The sequence below is a fragment of the Pseudomonas viridiflava genome, from assembly GCF_900602065.1.
Taxonomy (GTDB): domain Bacteria; phylum Pseudomonadota; class Gammaproteobacteria; order Pseudomonadales; family Pseudomonadaceae; genus Aquipseudomonas.
Map to the genome: position 1 here is coordinate 90,563 of NZ_UWFN01000209.1, position 15,820 is coordinate 106,382.

Consider the following 15,820-nt stretch of genomic DNA (forward strand, 5'->3'; position numbering starts at 1 on the left):
ATTACTGGCCGCCTCCACTTACTCGCTCACTGGCCATCGTCGATGCTGCCCGACGCCTGCAGCTGTGCGCCGATCAGCGTCCGTGCTGCGCCAGTTTCTGCCGGACTACCTGATGTTTAAACACAACTTACGCATTCTGCTTGTGGAAGATCACCCCTTCCAACTCATTGCCACACAGATACTTCTGAATAATCTGGGGTACTTTCTGTTAACCCCTGCCCTCACTGCAGCGGAGGCCATACAAGCCATCCAGCGCAGCGCCGAGCCATACGATCTGCTGCTTTGCGACCAGTGCCTGCCCGACGGAGAGGGTTTCGACATCATCGAACAGGCCTTCGAGGCAGGAATGGCGCGATGCGCGGTCGTTCTGAGCGGCCTGGACACACCTCAATTGCAGGCCCTCGAACAACTGGCGACTCAACGCGGACTCCCTTTGCTCGGCTGTCTGAGCAAGCCGCTACACGGCCCCGACCTCTCCCGGCTGATGGCGTTGCGCTTCCCGGACAGCTAACCGCTCCCTTGCGCACAAACCGTACTGACGGACGCGAACACGACCGAACTCGACACCCTTTTAGTCTGTAGTGAACTATGCTGGTAAAACTACTGAAAGCGTATAAACAGCGTGTAGGTTAATTCCCAATCGCAATAAACAACATGATCATCAGCACCAAGCCGCACACTCTATTTGCGCCCAAATTAAACATTACGCATCACAAAAACGAGTTCCCGCGTGCTCCAATACTCTAATTACTGTAGGAACTTTCCTATATATCATCTATCGCCGGGTCTCTTCATGTGCCTGCCCGAACATCTGAGCTAAGGTGCGCGCTTTCCTCGCATCTTGTATGGATTGAACTATGAACTCAGTTTTTATCATCGATGACCATCCGGTCATTCGTCTTGCCGTAAGAATGCTCCTGGAAAACGAAAACTACGAAGTCGTGGGCGAGACGGATAATGGTGTGGATGCCATGCAAATGGTCCGCGAATGCATGCCCGACCTGATCATTCTGGACATCAGCATTCCCAAGCTGGACGGCCTGGAGGTACTGGCCCGCTTCAACTCTATGGGGCTTGCCTCGAAAATCCTGGTGCTGACCTCACAAACCCCGAGCCTGTTCGCTATTCGTTGCATGCAGTCAGGCGCCGCCGGTTATGTCTGTAAACAGGAAGACCTGAGCGAATTGCTCAGTTCGGTGAAAGCAGTATTATCCGGCTACAATTACTTCCCAAGTCAGGCACTGACTCCGCCCAGCGGAGAAAATGGTCAGCCCAGTGAAATAGAGCTGTTCAAACTGGTCAATGACCGCGAACTGATGGTATTGCAGTTGTTCGCTCAGGGACGAACGAACAAGGAAATTGCCAAAGGCATGTTTCTCAGCAACAAAACGGTCAGCACTTACAAAACGCGCCTGATGCAGAAACTCAGGGTCAAAACCCTGGTAGAACTAATCGAGATGGCAAAACGCAACGCGCTAGTGTGAGGAACAGGATGTCCAAGCGCTTTAATTACTATTTGATCCTGACCACGAGCATTTGCCTTGGCATCGGGTGGCAGACCGCTGTCGTTGCGGCCGAACTGTATACCTTGCTGGGTCGCTCCAGCATCGGGCATATGGAACTGCAGCTGGATAAAACGCAATGGCAGTGGATACGCAACAAGCGCGAACTGGTTCTGGGGACTTCGGCCCCTGACTATCCGCCATTTGACATGACACTTACCGGTCGGGATTACGAAGGGCTTACCGCTGACTATGCGAGCATTATTTCCAGAGCGCTGGACCTGCCTTTCAGAGTCCTTCGCTTTGAGTCCAGACAAGCCGCCATTGCGGCCCTGGCGACAGGGCAGATAGACCTGCTGGGCAGCGCGAACGGTTTTGAAGCGACCGACCGTAACATCAAGCTTTCAACGCCCTATGCCGTGGATCAGCCGGTGCTTGTCACACGGATTGGCGAGACACGCGCACTCACTGACGGCCTGGCGGAAATGCGCCTGAGCATGATGTACCACTATTTGCCGCCCGAAGACGTCCAGAAGCTTTACCCCAAAACGGCAGTGAAAACCTATCCATCGTTTCAAAGCGCGATCAATGCCGTTGCGTTCAATCAGGCGGATGTCTTTCTCGGAGACACCATTTCCACCCAATACATGATCAACAAGGGCTACCTCAACAATATCCAGATGGCCAATTTCAGCCGGCATGAGCCTGATGGTTTCAGCTTCGCGGTAGGTGGCGAAAACAGTCAGTTGCTGGACATCATCAACGCCACTCTCAAAGCCATTCCGGTCGAAGAACGCATCGCAATTTCAAAACGCTGGGGTGCCAGCGACTTGATGCTGACGGATCAGAAGCTCCAGTTGACCCAGCGCGAAGAACGCTGGATCGAACAGCATCCGGCCGTCAGGGTTGTCATCAACGAGTCCTATGCGCCACTGACGTTTTTTGATGCCAGTGGCAATTTTCGCGGGATAACCGCTGACTTGCTTGAACTGGTGCGCCTGCGTACCGGTTTACGTTTCGAGATCACCCGCGCGCCCAGCATGGCCGACGTGATGAGTCAGGTCAGCCAGGGTCAGGCGGACCTGATCGGCGCGCTGATTTCCAGCGAGGAGCGAGAGGATCAATTCAGTTTCAGTCGCCCCTACCTGGACAACTCATTCGTGCTGGTCACGCGTAAATGGCCAGAGAACTCGATCAATCTGGATCAGATGAGCGGTAAGCGGGTCGCAATCCCGATGGGCAGCCCAATCATGGCGTTCCTGCGACGTGAGTTTCCGGCGGTGGTCCCCATAGAAGTTGACAACCCGTTTCAAACGCTGGAAATGCTTGCCCAAGGGAGGGTCGAAGCTGCAATTACCTCGCTGGTAAGCGCTAACTATTTCCTGGCATCGGGGATTTTCGAGAACAGGTTACAGATCACGACGACTGTCGGTGACAAACCGGCTTTGATTGCGATGGCCACTTCCCGCAAAGCGACTGAGCTGAGCAGTATTCTTGATAAAGCGTTGTTGAGCATCGCGCCCCAGGAGCTCGCGACGATCAACAATCGCTGGCGGTCTTTCACCCCTGCCGGAGGCAACTGGCAGGATTACCAGCGACAGATTTACCAGATTATATTGGGTGCAGGTCTGCTGTTACTGGGCTCTCTGGCCTGGAACGCCTACATGCGACGCCAGATCAAAAAGCGCGAGCAGGCCGAACGGGCCTTGAACGACCAGTTCGAGTTCATGAGAGCACTGGTCAATGGCAGTCCGCACCCTATCTATGTGCGCGACCGCGAAGGTTTGCTGCGCATGTGCAATGACAGCTACCTGAAGGCTTTTGATGCTCGACGTGAAGACATCCTCGACAAAAGTGTCACTGAAGGCGTCCTGAGCAATGTTTTCGAGGCCAGGGAGTTTGCCAGCGATTATCAGCAGGTCATGGCCAGCAATAGTCCGAAAATTCTTGATCGCACGCTGCAGATTGGTGAGCGACAACTCACGATATACCACTGGATTCTGCCCTTCCGGGACTCACTGGGCGAGGTAAAAGGCATTATTGGCGGCTGGATCGATATCAGCGAACGTCGGCGACTGATTGAGGACCTGCGCGCCGCCAAGGATCAGGCGGATAACGCCAACCGAGCAAAAAGTACCTTCCTCGCCACCATGAGTCATGAGATACGAACGCCGATGAATGCGGTGATCGGCATGCTGGAACTGGCGCTCAAGCGCGCTGACCAGGGCCACCTTGACCGGCCGGCCGTCGAGGTCGCCTACAGCTCGGCCAAGGACCTGCTGGAACTGATCGGGGACATCCTTGACGTCGCACGTATTGAATCCGGTCGCCTGACCTTGAGCCCTGAACGCGCCAACCTGCGTCAATTGGTTGAGTCCGTGGTCCGCGTGTTCGACGGGCTGGCCCGACAAAAGAGCCTCAGCCTTCTGCTCGATCTGGACAGCGGCATCAATACCGACGTCCTGGTCGACCCGCTGCGCTTCAAACAGATTCTTTCCAACCTGATCAGCAACGCGATCAAATTCACTGAAAAGGGCCAGATCAAAATCACCCTGCAAACCGAAAGCGAGGCCGATCCACGACAGTTGCAATTACATGTCCGGATTCAAGACACCGGCATCGGTATCAGCAAGGCAGACCTTCAGCGGCTGTTCGAGCCTTTTGCCCAGGCTGACGACAACGGTCAACAGGCACGCACCGGAGCCGGTCTGGGGCTGGTGATCTGTCGTAGCCTGTGCGAGATGATGGGCGGCACGCTGGAATTGAGCAGTGAGCAAGGTCAGGGCACACAGGTCAACATGACCTTCAGCCTCACCACACTGGAGCCTCTGGCAATATCCCCCGAACACCCTGCAAGCGCTGCACAGGCCAACGCTGCGCTGAATATTCTGGTAGTCGACGACCATCCAGCGAACTCCTTACTGCTCTGCCAGCAACTTGAGTTTCTTGGGCATCGCTGTGCTGTGGCGGAGCATGGTGCACAAGGCCTGGACCTCTGGCTGGCAGGCCATTTCGACGTTGTCGTAACTGATTGCAATATGCCGATCATGAATGGCTATGACCTGACCCGGGCAATCCGAAATCAGGAACAAGCGTCCCGCCGGCCACCCTGCACCGTTCTGGGATTCACCGCCAATGCTCAACCGGAGGAGAAGCAGCGATGTCGCGAAGCCGGCATGGACGACTGCCTGTTCAAGCCCATCAGCCTGAACGCCCTGAACGAGCGCCTGAGCAACATTCACCCACAGGATGAAACAGAGCCTGACACCGGGCAGGTTTCACCTGCAGAACGGCAGCCAGCATTCCAAATGGGCAGCATCAATGCCCTGACCGGTGAACGCCCCGAGATGATTCGGCGGTTGCTCGAACAGATCCTGCGCAGCAGCGAAGAGGATCGAATGGAGCTTGCCGTTCTGCTGCCAGCCAAGGACCAACATGAGTTATGCCTGCTTGCGCACAGGATCAAAGGTGCCGCGCGAATCATTCGTGCAACCCAAGTGATTGAGACATGCGAAGCGTTAGAGGATGCGTGCCTGGAAACAACGACCGAAAGCGTCATCCAGAAACGTCAACGAGCCATCGAAGTTGCCATGCTTGATCTGGAACAGGCGCTGCGGGAGCAGTTGAACAGAGCGGCGTAAGGGGGGAGTGAAGAAAGCGATGAAGCGGCAGGCATGAAGCCTGCCGCCCTGACATCAGGCTGCCGGGTTGATCGGCGTTTCCGGGTGCCACGCGTCCATCAGCGGGCTGACTTCAACTTTGGTCAGTTCGCTGCGACCTTTGAGCCATGCTTCAACGATTGCGCGCTGCTCTTCGCTGACAGAACCGCGTTTGGCGAGGCAAACCAGACCGAAGTCATCACCACCAACGTAATCGAGACCATTGGCGTCCATGGCTTCAGTCAGAAAAGCGTCGAGGAATGCGTCGATCGCCTGGTCATCCAGATCTTCCTTGAAGTCCAGGTTCAGCTCAAAACCCAACTCCTGGAATTCATCAACGCAGAGTTTTTTGCGCAGACGACGGGAACGATTAGTGGCCATTGGAACAATCCTCTTGAGTAATATCGGGGCGCACTTTATCAGCTTGGCAAGGCAAATGCCCATAAAACCGGCGCAGTTAGACCAGCCCGCTCCATTGATAGCGACATTGTTATGCATCGCCATGACAAAAATACTTGGCCCGGACGCCTGACCAAGGCACAACTCGCCCACGGTTGGGGCATAATGCCGCTCTATTCAGACGTATTACATATTGTTAACGATCCGTGTCGGCATTTTTTTGTTTGAGTCATCTGTATTTTTATCGAGGGAAACCATCCATGCCCTCTCGTGTCCCGTCTTTGTTGTAGGGGTTGTTGAATGATCAAATCACTGCGTCCATTGTTTTTTGCCTCGCTTCTTTTACCGCTGGCCCTGCCCGTCCACGCCGCGCCTATCAATACTTCACTCCCTCCCAAAGTTCAGCAAGCGCTCAAAGCCAGCAAGCTGGGTAATGACGCGCTGTCACTGGTGATGCTGCCCCTTAATGGGCCTGGTACACCGACGGTGTTCAATGCCGATGTTTCGGTGAACCCGGCATCGACCATGAAACTGGTCACCACCTACGCAGCGCTTGAAATGCTTGGGCCGACCCACCAGTGGAAAACCGAATTCTTCACCGATGGCACGCTTAATAACGGCGTACTGCGTGGCAACCTTTACCTCAAGGGCGGCGGCGACCCCAAGCTGAACATGGAAAAGCTCTGGTTGCTGATGCGTGACCTGCGTGCCAATGGCGTGCAGCAGGTTACCGGCGATCTGGTGCTGGATCGCAGCCACTTCGTACAACCGCAACTGCCGGTGTTCGATGATGATGGTAACGACAGAAACAAGCCGTTCCTGGTCAAGCCTGACTCGTTGATGGTCAATCTCAAGGCGCTGCGCTTCATCACACGCAACGATGGCGGCAAAGTCATGGTGTCGGTTGAGCCGCCGATCGCGACTATCCGCGTCGATAACCAGGTCAAAGCTCTCGCGTCCAAACAATGTGGCGATGTTCGTTATAACCCGGTCACCCAGCCGGATGGCACGGTTAACGTGACTGTCACCGGCCAGCTTGGCGATGGCTGCAATTCGCAGACTTACCTGTCCCTGCTGGATCACCCGACGTATGCAGCAGGCGCCGTGCGGGCGATCTGGCAGGAGTTGGGCGGCACTATTCAGGGCAAGGACCGGGTTGACGTGGTACCCGGCAGCGCCAAGTTGCTGGCCAGGGCTTTTTCGCCGGATCTGGTTGAAGTGATTCGCGACATCAACAAATTCAGCAACAACACCATGGCACAGCAGTTGTTCCTGAGCCTGGGCTCGGAGTACCGCAACGATGCTGATGGCGATGACGCCAAAGCAGCACAACGGGTAATTCGTCAGTGGCTGGCCAAGAAAGGCATTACGGCCCCTCATCTGGTCATGGAGAATGGCTCTGGGCTCTCTCGGGACGAACGCGTCAGCGCTCGGGAAATGGCGATCATTCTGCAGGCTGCGTGGAAAAGCCCCTACGCAGCAGAATTCATGAGTTCCATGCCGCTCGCAGGAATGGACGGCACCATGCGCAAGCGCCTGAAGCGCACTCCGCTGCTGGGTGAAGCGCATATCAAGACCGGCACCTTGAACAACGTTCGCGCCATCGCCGGCTTCAGCCGCGACAGCAATGGTAATACCTGGGCAGTGGTCGCCATCCTCAACGATCCACGGCCATGGGGCGCCTCGTCAGTGCTCGATGAAGTGCTGGTCGAGCTGTATCGTCAGCCCAAGCTGGGCGACAACACAGTGTCTATACGGCAGCAGTAAGGGACGGAGAGAGAGAGTTGGCGGGTGATTCAGGTCGCCCGCTCGCCCCTAACAGACAAACAGCAAGATATGTGCTCTCTGTAGGAGCTGCCGAAGGCTGCGAAGCATTTTTCCTGACATACCGCCATCGCAGCCTTCGGCAGCTCCTACAACACCAATGTTTGCCAATCGTCACAAACTCGCCGTCTCCTGGCTTTCACACTCAACCCGATCCCGCCCCGCCTGCTTGGCCGCATAAACCCCGGAGTCTGCACGCAGCAGCAGTGCATCGGCCCCCTCACCTGCCCGCCAGCTCGCAACACCAAAACTGGCCGTCACCAGCCCAACGCCTTCCACGGGATGGCTGCGCAACCCGGTCCAGAGCTGAATCGCCAGTTCGTGAGCCTCTGTGGCAGAGTTCCCCGGGCAAAGCACCATAAATTCCTCACCGCCCAGTCGACAGAAAACATCACTACGCCGCAATCGAGTGGTGATTCTTTGGCAAATGGCCTGTAGCACCGTGTCACCGACCGCATGCCCATACTCATCATTGATGCGTTTGAAGTGATCAATGTCGAGCATGATCAGCGACAACGCCCCGCCATGACGATGGACACGGGCCAGTTCAGCGTTCAAGCGTTCCTGGAAATAACGCCGGTTGTAGGCACCCGTCAGCACGTCAGTTACCGACAGCGCACGCAACTCTTCCTCAACACGCTTCATGTCCGTGATCTCGGAGAGGAAACCGTGCCAGATCACCGCACCGCCGGGCTGCGCTTCCGGGGTTGCGTGGCCGTGTACCCAACGCAGCCCATGCCCTGGAACATTGAGGCGGTACTCGTCGTGCCAAGGCGTCATCTCTTGTGCCGAAGCGCGCATGGAATCCTTCACGCGCTGCGCATCCAGAGGATGGACACGGGCAAACACCGATTTGAAATCAAGCAACATCTGCTCATGAGTCATGCCATGCAGTTCGCACATGCCATCGTTGATGTAGTTGAAACGCGACTGACCGTCGGCGTCCATTTGATACTGGTAGATACCGCCCGGTACATGAGCGCTGATTTTTTTCAGCAGAAGATCCCGCGCTGCCAGTGCTTCATAGACCAGCGTGCGCTCGGTGATATCAATGCACACAGCCAGATACCCCACCCACTGTTCATGCTCGTTGCGCACTGCAGTGACGAGCATGTTGACCGTCAGCGAACTGCCGTCGTGGCGAACGAATGTCCACTCGTGGGACTTGTGACCCTCCGCCTCGTTTGCCTCGACAAAGATCGCCTGACTGGCGGTAACCCGATAACCATAAGCCTGACTCAAATGCTGAGCGTGGTCTTCCAGCTCGGCAGCCAGTTGCAGGTCCTTGAGCCGGAAATGGCCCAGCACCTCATCCTCGCTATACCCCAACATCTTCTGCGCGCCCACGTTGAACGTACTGATCACCCCGTTCAGATCCGTCGCAATGATTGCAACATCGGTTGCCGCATTCAGCACGTTACTGAGCTCCCCATGCGCGCCGCGTAACTGGCGCTCGCGAATGCACAGTTCGGCGGTGCGCTCGTCCACCAGCCGCAACGCGCGCTGGCGCTGACTGACCAGGTTGTAAAGCAGTGCGCTGAGTAGCAGGCTCAACAACCCACCCATGAAAATCACGCTGCCAGCCAGCGACTGATTACTGTTCATGAACATCTCGGTGGGCCGGATATCCAGCAGGTAGTCACGATTGGCCATGCGTAATAACGTGCTGACCTGCATTTCATCCGATGCAGCAGGCGTGGCCGATTGAAAGAGCAACTGCGGTTCCGCTGGCGATGTCAGGTCCCGCATGGTCAGTGTCAGGTTGTCCTGAGACGGTAGCCCCTCAGTCATCAACTTGCTGAGGCTGATGACCGCCATGACAAAGCCACTGACCTCGCTTACAGGGCCAGCTTCAGCGGACATGACGGGGGCCAATAGCAACACGCCGCTGGAATTTTCCGGCTCCAGACCCACAAGATTGACTCTTGGTGTTGCGACCATTGCGCCCAGCTTGCCAGCCAGATCAATGGCATCACGGCGCACACTTTCAGACCCGATATCAAACCCCAGCGGTAACGGCAGGCTGCTGCGCGACCGGGTAAAAAGCATCGGGAAATAATCGGGTCGGACACCGGCCGTTTCGAGCGTCCCGTTTTGAGCTATCTGACGAATCGTAAAACCCGTTAACCCCTCGGCTACCGCCTGCTGCTCAAACGAGTGGCGCTGTGCGTTCAGCACTTTTGGCGCCCATGAATAAGCCTGAGTGCCGATCAGTAAAGGATCAGCGAACCCATTGAATTCGGCTCGGGTGACGGTATCGGAGAACGTGAAGAAGCGCCGCAGGCTATCCAGACGATAGGCCTGGCCATCGAGGCGCTCCTGAATACGACTGAAGCGTTCATTGGCCAGCAGATCGAAACGCTGACGCAATTGGCGCTGATAGAGTTCGAAGTTGGCCATTGCCAACACAGCGGTCAGAACGGCACCCACCAGAAAGGCAAATGTCGCGACGACCCACGCAGAGGCCTGTTCATTGATAAAGCCAAGAATCTTGGGGCGAATCTGACTCGTAGGCATAAATCGGACTCGTGACGCTACAGCATAGAGACGCGTCACGCTGGCTGTAGCTCAGTTATAGCTATTCGCCAGTACTTTGCCTAGCCTGAGTCTGCCCCATTTGCGCATCGATCCGTCACAAATGCGAACGGATCGATGCTCGCCGAGCCGATTATTTGGCTGTGATCTTCCACGCCCTATGGATTTTGCTGTTGCGGGCGAAGTCAGGATCAATGGTCTGGCCAGTGATTTCTTCCAAGGCATAACGCTGTGCAAGGTTTTCATCGAGGACAAACTTGCGGAAGTTGTTCGAGAAGTACAGCACGCCACCTGGCGCGAGGCGAGCCATGGCCAGGTCAAGCAACTGCACCTGATCACGTTGTACGTCGAAAATCCCTTCCATGCGCTTGGAGTTGGAGAAGGTCGGTGGATCGATAAAGATCAGGTCGTACTCTTCACGGCAGGCCTCCAGCCAGGCCATGACATCGCCCTGCTCCAGACGGTTCTTGTCAGAGAAGCCATTGAGCGACAGGTTGCGACGCGCCCAGTCGAGGTACGTCCGGGACAGGTCAACACTGGTGGTGCTGCGCGCACCGCCTTTGGCCGCATGCACGCTGGCTGTCGCGGTGTAGGAGTACAGATTGAGGAACCGCTTGCCCTCGGCTTCACGCTGGATACGCATGCGCATCGGACGGTGATCAAGGAACAGACCGGTGTCCAGGTAATCCGTCAAATTGACCAGCAGCTTGATGCCACCTTCATTGACTTCGACAAACTGGCCTTGAGCACTTTGCCGCTCGTACTGTTTGGTACCGCTCTGACGTTCGCGGCGCTTTATCACCACGCGACTCTTGTCGACATTCAGCGCTTGAGGGATCGCTGCCAGGGCATCGAACAAACGGGCCGAAGCTTTTTCCGGATCGATGGACTTTGGCGCAGCGTATTCCTGAACGTGAACCCAATCCTGATACAAATCGATAGCCAGAGAATACTCAGGCATGTCGGCGTCATACACACGATAGCAATCGATGCCTTCACGACGCACCCATTTGCCCAACAGCTTGAGGTTCTTCTGCAAGCGGTTGGCAAACATCTGCCCGCCCTCGCTCAGGCGCGGCTGCTCGACAACCACTGGCGCTGGCTTGATCGGGTTACCGTTCTTGTTGTACTTCTCGTACTTGCCTGGCGTGACCAGCGGGCTGGTGTCTTCCGGCTCGACTTGCTCACGCTCAACCTGACGCTGTTCGGCGGTGCGACGCTCGCCCGTCACGAACTGGTCAGGCAGGACTTTGATAAGCAGCAACTTGCACGGCAAGGCACCGTTCCAGAAAGCATATTGCTTGTGGCTGCGAATCCCCATGCGCTTGCCCAGGTCCGGCGCGCCGGTGAACACCGCAGCCTCCCAGTTCAGGCAAGCCTGACGCAAACGCTCGCCCAGGTTCTGATAGAGATACAGCAAGCTCGCTTCGTCGCCCAGTCGCTCGCCATAGGGAGGGTTGCAGATCACCAGACCTTTCTGGTTCTGATCCGGGCGCGGCTCGAACGTTGCCACTTCACCCTGGTAAATCTTGATCCACTCACTTAGACCCGCCCGCTCGACGTTGTTACGACCGGGCTGAATCAGACGCGGATCGGCTTCATAGCCGCGAATCCACAGCGGTGGTTTGGCCAGACCCGCCTCGGCCCGCTCCAGCGCTTCGTCATGCAACTTGCGCCACAGGGCTGGCACATGCCCAAGCCATGCAGAAAAGCCCCAGCGCTCACGCTTGAGGTTAGGCGCGATGTCGGCAGCGATCATCGCCGCCTCGACCAGGAAAGTACCCACGCCGCACATCGGGTCAGCCAGTGCGCCGCCTTCAGCCGCAATGCGCGGCCAGCCCGCACGAATCAGGATCGCCGCAGCCAGGTTTTCTTTCAATGGCGCAGCGCCCTGCTGCAAGCGATAGCCACGCTGGTGCAGGCTGTGACCAGACAGGTCCAGGGACAGAATCGCTTCGCCGCGATCCAGACGCAGATGCACACGCAGATCCGGGTTCAGCTTGTCCACTGAAGGACGCGAACCGTCTGGCATGCGCAATTTGTCGACGATGGCGTCCTTGACCTTCAAGGCGCCGAAATGGGTGTTGTCGATACCCGAACCATGACCGCTGAACTCAACCGCCAACGAACCATCCGGTTCCAGATGATCGTGCCAGTCGACATGCAAGACGCCGTTGTACAGGTCTTCCGCGTCCTTCATCGGGAAACGCTTCAGGACCAGCAGTACGCGGTTGGCCAGACGCGACCAGAGGCAAAGCCGGTAGGCCGTCTCCATGTCGGCGCTGCCACGAATGGCTGAGGTGTGTTCGCGGGTTTCCTCGAGGCCAAGCGCAGTGGCTTCCTCGGCAAGCAGCCCTTCCAGGCCTTTAGGACAAGTGAGGAAAAGTTCGTAACGGTCCGACATGAGTATTCCAGGGCCTGAGCCATAAGCGGCGGGCAACGCATTGCCCGACCAGATTTAACAGACGTCTTTCTTGGAGAACGCCTGCGTGGCACACAACTTGTGCCGGACCACCTTGTGAACATATGAGTCATCAAGGCAGCCATCCCCAGACCATCGTGGCCAAGGGACATTTAAAAATGACTATTCAGCACGACAACAGCGGTAATAAAAAGTCACATCGCGACCCTTCGTCGAATCACGCGTGCTTGCAAGCCGCCATCATCTGCGGTTGCGAAGCGGTCTCAACATTTGTCCCAAGCCTTGCGGAGACAGGGCTGCACAAATAATCAAGTTTGAAACACATCTTCGCTTATGTTCCAGTTATTACAAATATGACGTGCTTATGACAAAACGATCATTCACAGCGCCCGATCCATTGGTTAGAAATCAACACAGGTTGTCACCGCAACGGTGAGAACACCAAAGCCCGCGACGCCGGCAGCGGGTACCAACGGCAGAAAATTTTCTGCCCGACCTCGACATGAGGTCTCAGGGACATAACAGTCAACAAACGAGGGCAACACCCTATGAGAAGACTTAAGCGTGATCCGTTGGAAAGAGCATTTTTACGCGGATATCAGTACGGCGTTCATGGTAAATCCCGTGAGCTTTGCCCTTTTACTCTACCGTCAGTACGCCAAGCCTGGATCAATGGCTGGCGAGAAGGACGCGGCGACAACTGGGACGGTATGACCGGCACTGCGGGAATCCACAGACTCAACGAACTTCACGCGGTCGGATAATCAGGTAATTTCCGACCAGTCCATCAAATCTCTGAAAGCAGTTCAAACCAGAAGCGTCCCATCCGGGCGCCGGGCGCAAGCCCAAGGGGTTCCTTACGGAGCCCCTTTTTTATGAGCGGCCTTATATAACCTGGCGCAGACTTAGCGTTTAGGCATCGCGGCGATGGCATCTACTGACTGACGTATCAGCGCCGGGCCTTTATAGATAAAGCCGGAGTAGATCTGCACCAGACTGGCACCCGCAGCGATTTTCTCAGCTGCGTGCTTGCCTTCGGTGATCCCGCCCGCCGCAATGATCGGCATACGCCCGGCCAGTTCGCCAGCCAGCACCTTGACGGTGTGGGTGCTCTTCTCACGCACAGGAGCGCCGGACAGACCGCCCGCCTCGTCACCATGCGGCAAACCTTCGACGCCTTCGCGACTAAGGGTGGTATTGGTGGCGATCACCGCATCCATGCCCGACTCGATCAGTGCCGTTGCAACCAGCACGGTTTCTTCATCGGTCATGTCCGGTGCAATTTTGATAGCCAGCGGCACTCGTTTGCCGTGCATCTGGGTCAGCGCTTCCTGACGAATGCGCAAGGCTTCGAGCAGTTGCTTGAGCGAATCGCCGAACTGCAGGCTGCGCAGGCCAGGCGTATTAGGCGAACTGACATTGACCGTTACATAGCTGGCATGGGCGTAAACCTTATCCAGACAGATCAGGTAGTCGTCTACCGCGCGCTCGACCGGCGTATCAAAGTTCTTACCGATATTGATACCCAGAATGCCTTTGTAGCTGGCTGCCTGAACCCGGGCGACAAGGTTGTCGACCCCCAGGTTGTTGAAGCCCATGCGGTTGATGATCGCTTCAGCATGGGGCAAGCGGAAAATGCGCGGCTTCGGGTTACCCGGCTGAGGACGGGGAGTGACCGTACCGATCTCGACAAAGCCGAAGCCCAGTTGGGCAAAGCCGTCAATGGCCGCGCCATTCTTGTCCAGACCAGCAGCCAGCCCGACTGGATTAGGAAAATCCAGCCCCATGACATTAACCGGCAGACGCGCCGGTGCCTTGCTCAACAGGCCATTGATACCCAAGCGGCCACCAGCGCCAATCAGATCCAGCGACAGGTCGTGGGAAGTTTCCGGGGAAAGTTTGAACAGTAACTGGCGGGCCAGGTTATACATGGGCGGGCGCGGCTCGTAAGAAGCTGAATTCAGGGCGGCGATTATAGACGTCTGAGCGATTGCGTGCGAGGCATGCCTGCGCCCTTTTGCACAACATGACGTACTGCATCACTATGACGGGGATACGCCGCTGGCATATCGCTTGCTTGGCATAGGGTATTAGCAGTGCGCCAACGATGGCGTGGTGCATCGACAACGGCGTCGTTCCGTCTTTGCTTTTGCGAAGGATTGAACGACGCTTTTTTTATGGAAGATTCCTGCCAGCCCGAACCGGATATCACAGGTTCACCCGCAGTCGTCATGGCAGAGGACAGATGACCTTTATGAACGAGCCCACTCGAAACCCCTTGGCCTGGGTAGCTGGCAGCGATGCGCCAGAGATGAACAGCCTGGACATCGGCTTCATGCCTTTGTCCGATAGCGCCTCTATCGTGGTGGCCGCGACGCAGGGCTTTGCCCAGCCGTATGGATTGAGCCTGAACCTCAAACGTCAACCCTCCTGGGCCAGCCTGCGCGACAAACTGGTCAGCGGCGAGCTTCACGCAGCGCACAGCCTCTACGGGCTGATTTATGCAGTGCAATTAGGGATTGGCGGCAGCGCAGCCACCGACATGGCCGTGCTGATGGGGCTGAACCAGAATGGCCAGAGCATCAATCTGTCGCGCGCGCTGCAAGACGCCGGCGTGATCACTCCTGAGGCACTGGATCGTCAGGCGCACCAAAGCGGCTCAAAGCTGACCTTTGCGCAGACCTTTCCCACCGGCAACCACGCCATGTGGCTTTACTACTGGCTGGCAAGTCAGGGTATTCATCCCTTGCAGGACGTTACCAGTGTGGTGGTCCCACCGCCGCGGATGGTAGAGCACCTGGAAGCCGGTCGAATTGATGGTTTCTGTGTAGGCGAACCCTGGGGCGCCAGCGCAGTGGATCAGCAATTGGGCTTTACCTTTGCCACTACTCAGGCGATCTGGCCGAACCACCCGGAAAAAGTGCTGGGATGCACCCGTGAATTCGTCGAACAGAACCCGAACACCGCCCGGGCATTGGTCATGGCCGTACTGGAAGCCAGCCGCTTTATCGAATCCAGCGACGAAAACCGCCGCAGTACCGCGCAACTGCTGAGTGGCGTGGACTATCTCGATGCTCCCGCCAGCTACATCGAACCGCGCCTGCTGGGCGACTATCGTGATGGACTGGGTAACCAGTGGCACGATCACCATGCATTGCGTTTCCACGGCAATGGCGAAGTCAATCTGCCGTATCTGTCCGACGGCATGTGGTTCATGACTCAGTTCCGGCGCTGGGGCTTGCTGCGTGAGGACCCTGACTACCTCAATGTCGCCAAGGGCGTGCATCAACTGGCGCTGTACCGACAGGCCGCCGGGGCGCTGGGTATCGAGGTTCCCGCAACAACGATGCGCAGCAGCCAGTTGATCGACGGCAAAGTCTGGGACGGTTCTGATCCGGCAGGCTATGCGCGCAGCTTCAAGCTTCATGCGCTGGCCCGCTCGGCAACTGCCGATCTGACTCAATGAGGAGCTGATGACT

The 15,820-nt window shown here is 56.7% G+C and carries 10 protein-coding genes; 6 read left to right on the plus strand and 4 right to left on the minus strand.

The annotated features are described in order from the left end of the window. Nucleotides 1–112: 112 nt before the first annotated feature. The 3 genes from EE949_RS12430 to EE949_RS12440 all read left to right on the plus strand — a co-directional run bounded on the left by EE949_RS12430 (nt 113) and on the right by EE949_RS12440 (nt 5,143). Nucleotides 113–511 (plus strand): response regulator, encoded by a 399-nt coding sequence (locus EE949_RS12430; protein WP_122664568.1) that lies wholly within the window; start codon nt 113–115, stop codon nt 509–511. A gap of 346 nt (nt 512–857) precedes the next feature. Continuing rightward, the gene (locus EE949_RS12435; RefSeq protein ID WP_122664569.1) at nt 858–1,484 is read left to right on the plus strand and encodes a response regulator transcription factor; all 627 of its coding nucleotides are present in this window, start codon (nt 858–860) and stop codon (nt 1,482–1,484) included. An 8-nt stretch (nt 1,485–1,492) separates the two neighbouring features. Then, nucleotides 1,493–5,143, plus strand: a complete 3,651-nt coding sequence (locus EE949_RS12440) for a transporter substrate-binding domain-containing protein (RefSeq protein ID WP_122664570.1) — start codon at nt 1,493–1,495, stop codon at nt 5,141–5,143. 54 nt (nt 5,144–5,197) lie between these two features. Here EE949_RS12440 and EE949_RS12445 read toward each other — a convergent pair whose 3' ends face one another. Next, nucleotides 5,198–5,542 (minus strand): YggL family protein, encoded by a 345-nt coding sequence (locus EE949_RS12445; RefSeq protein WP_122664571.1) that lies wholly within the window; start codon nt 5,540–5,542, stop codon nt 5,198–5,200. 318 nt (nt 5,543–5,860) lie between these two features. On the opposite strand from EE949_RS12445, the gene dacB reads away from it, so the two are divergent. Continuing rightward, the gene (gene dacB, locus EE949_RS12450; protein WP_122664572.1) at nt 5,861–7,327 is read left to right on the plus strand and encodes a D-alanyl-D-alanine carboxypeptidase/D-alanyl-D-alanine endopeptidase; all 1,467 of its coding nucleotides are present in this window, start codon (nt 5,861–5,863) and stop codon (nt 7,325–7,327) included. Between the two features lie 171 nt (nt 7,328–7,498). Here the strand turns inward: dacB and EE949_RS12455 are convergent, their stop codons facing one another. Together EE949_RS12455 and rlmKL are read right to left on the minus strand one after the other, a co-directional pair. Then, nucleotides 7,499–9,901 carry a sensor domain-containing diguanylate cyclase gene (locus EE949_RS12455; RefSeq protein ID WP_122664573.1) on the minus strand — a complete coding sequence of 801 codons (2,403 nt, stop codon included), beginning with the start codon at nt 9,899–9,901 and terminating at the stop codon, nt 7,499–7,501. Nucleotides 9,902–10,052: 151 nt separating this feature from the next. Continuing rightward, complete coding sequence (rlmKL, locus tag EE949_RS12460) at nt 10,053–12,323, minus strand: bifunctional 23S rRNA (guanine(2069)-N(7))-methyltransferase RlmK/23S rRNA (guanine(2445)-N(2))-methyltransferase RlmL (protein ID WP_122664574.1); 2,271 nt, start codon at nt 12,321–12,323, stop codon at nt 10,053–10,055. 566 nt (nt 12,324–12,889) lie between these two features. On the opposite strand from rlmKL, the gene rmf reads away from it, so the two are divergent. Next, nucleotides 12,890–13,105, plus strand: a complete 216-nt coding sequence (gene rmf, locus EE949_RS12465) for a ribosome modulation factor (protein WP_002553055.1) — start codon at nt 12,890–12,892, stop codon at nt 13,103–13,105. A gap of 141 nt (nt 13,106–13,246) precedes the next feature. Here rmf and EE949_RS12470 read toward each other — a convergent pair whose 3' ends face one another. Next, entirely contained in the window at nt 13,247–14,272 is a 1,026-nt protein-coding gene (locus EE949_RS12470; RefSeq protein ID WP_122664575.1) for a quinone-dependent dihydroorotate dehydrogenase, read from the minus strand. A 323-nt stretch (nt 14,273–14,595) separates the two neighbouring features. On the opposite strand from EE949_RS12470, the gene EE949_RS12475 reads away from it, so the two are divergent. Then, a complete protein-coding gene (locus EE949_RS12475) occupies nt 14,596–15,807 on the plus strand; it encodes a CmpA/NrtA family ABC transporter substrate-binding protein (RefSeq protein ID WP_122664633.1) in 1,212 nt (403 codons plus the stop codon). Nucleotides 15,808–15,820: the final 13 nt, after the last annotated feature.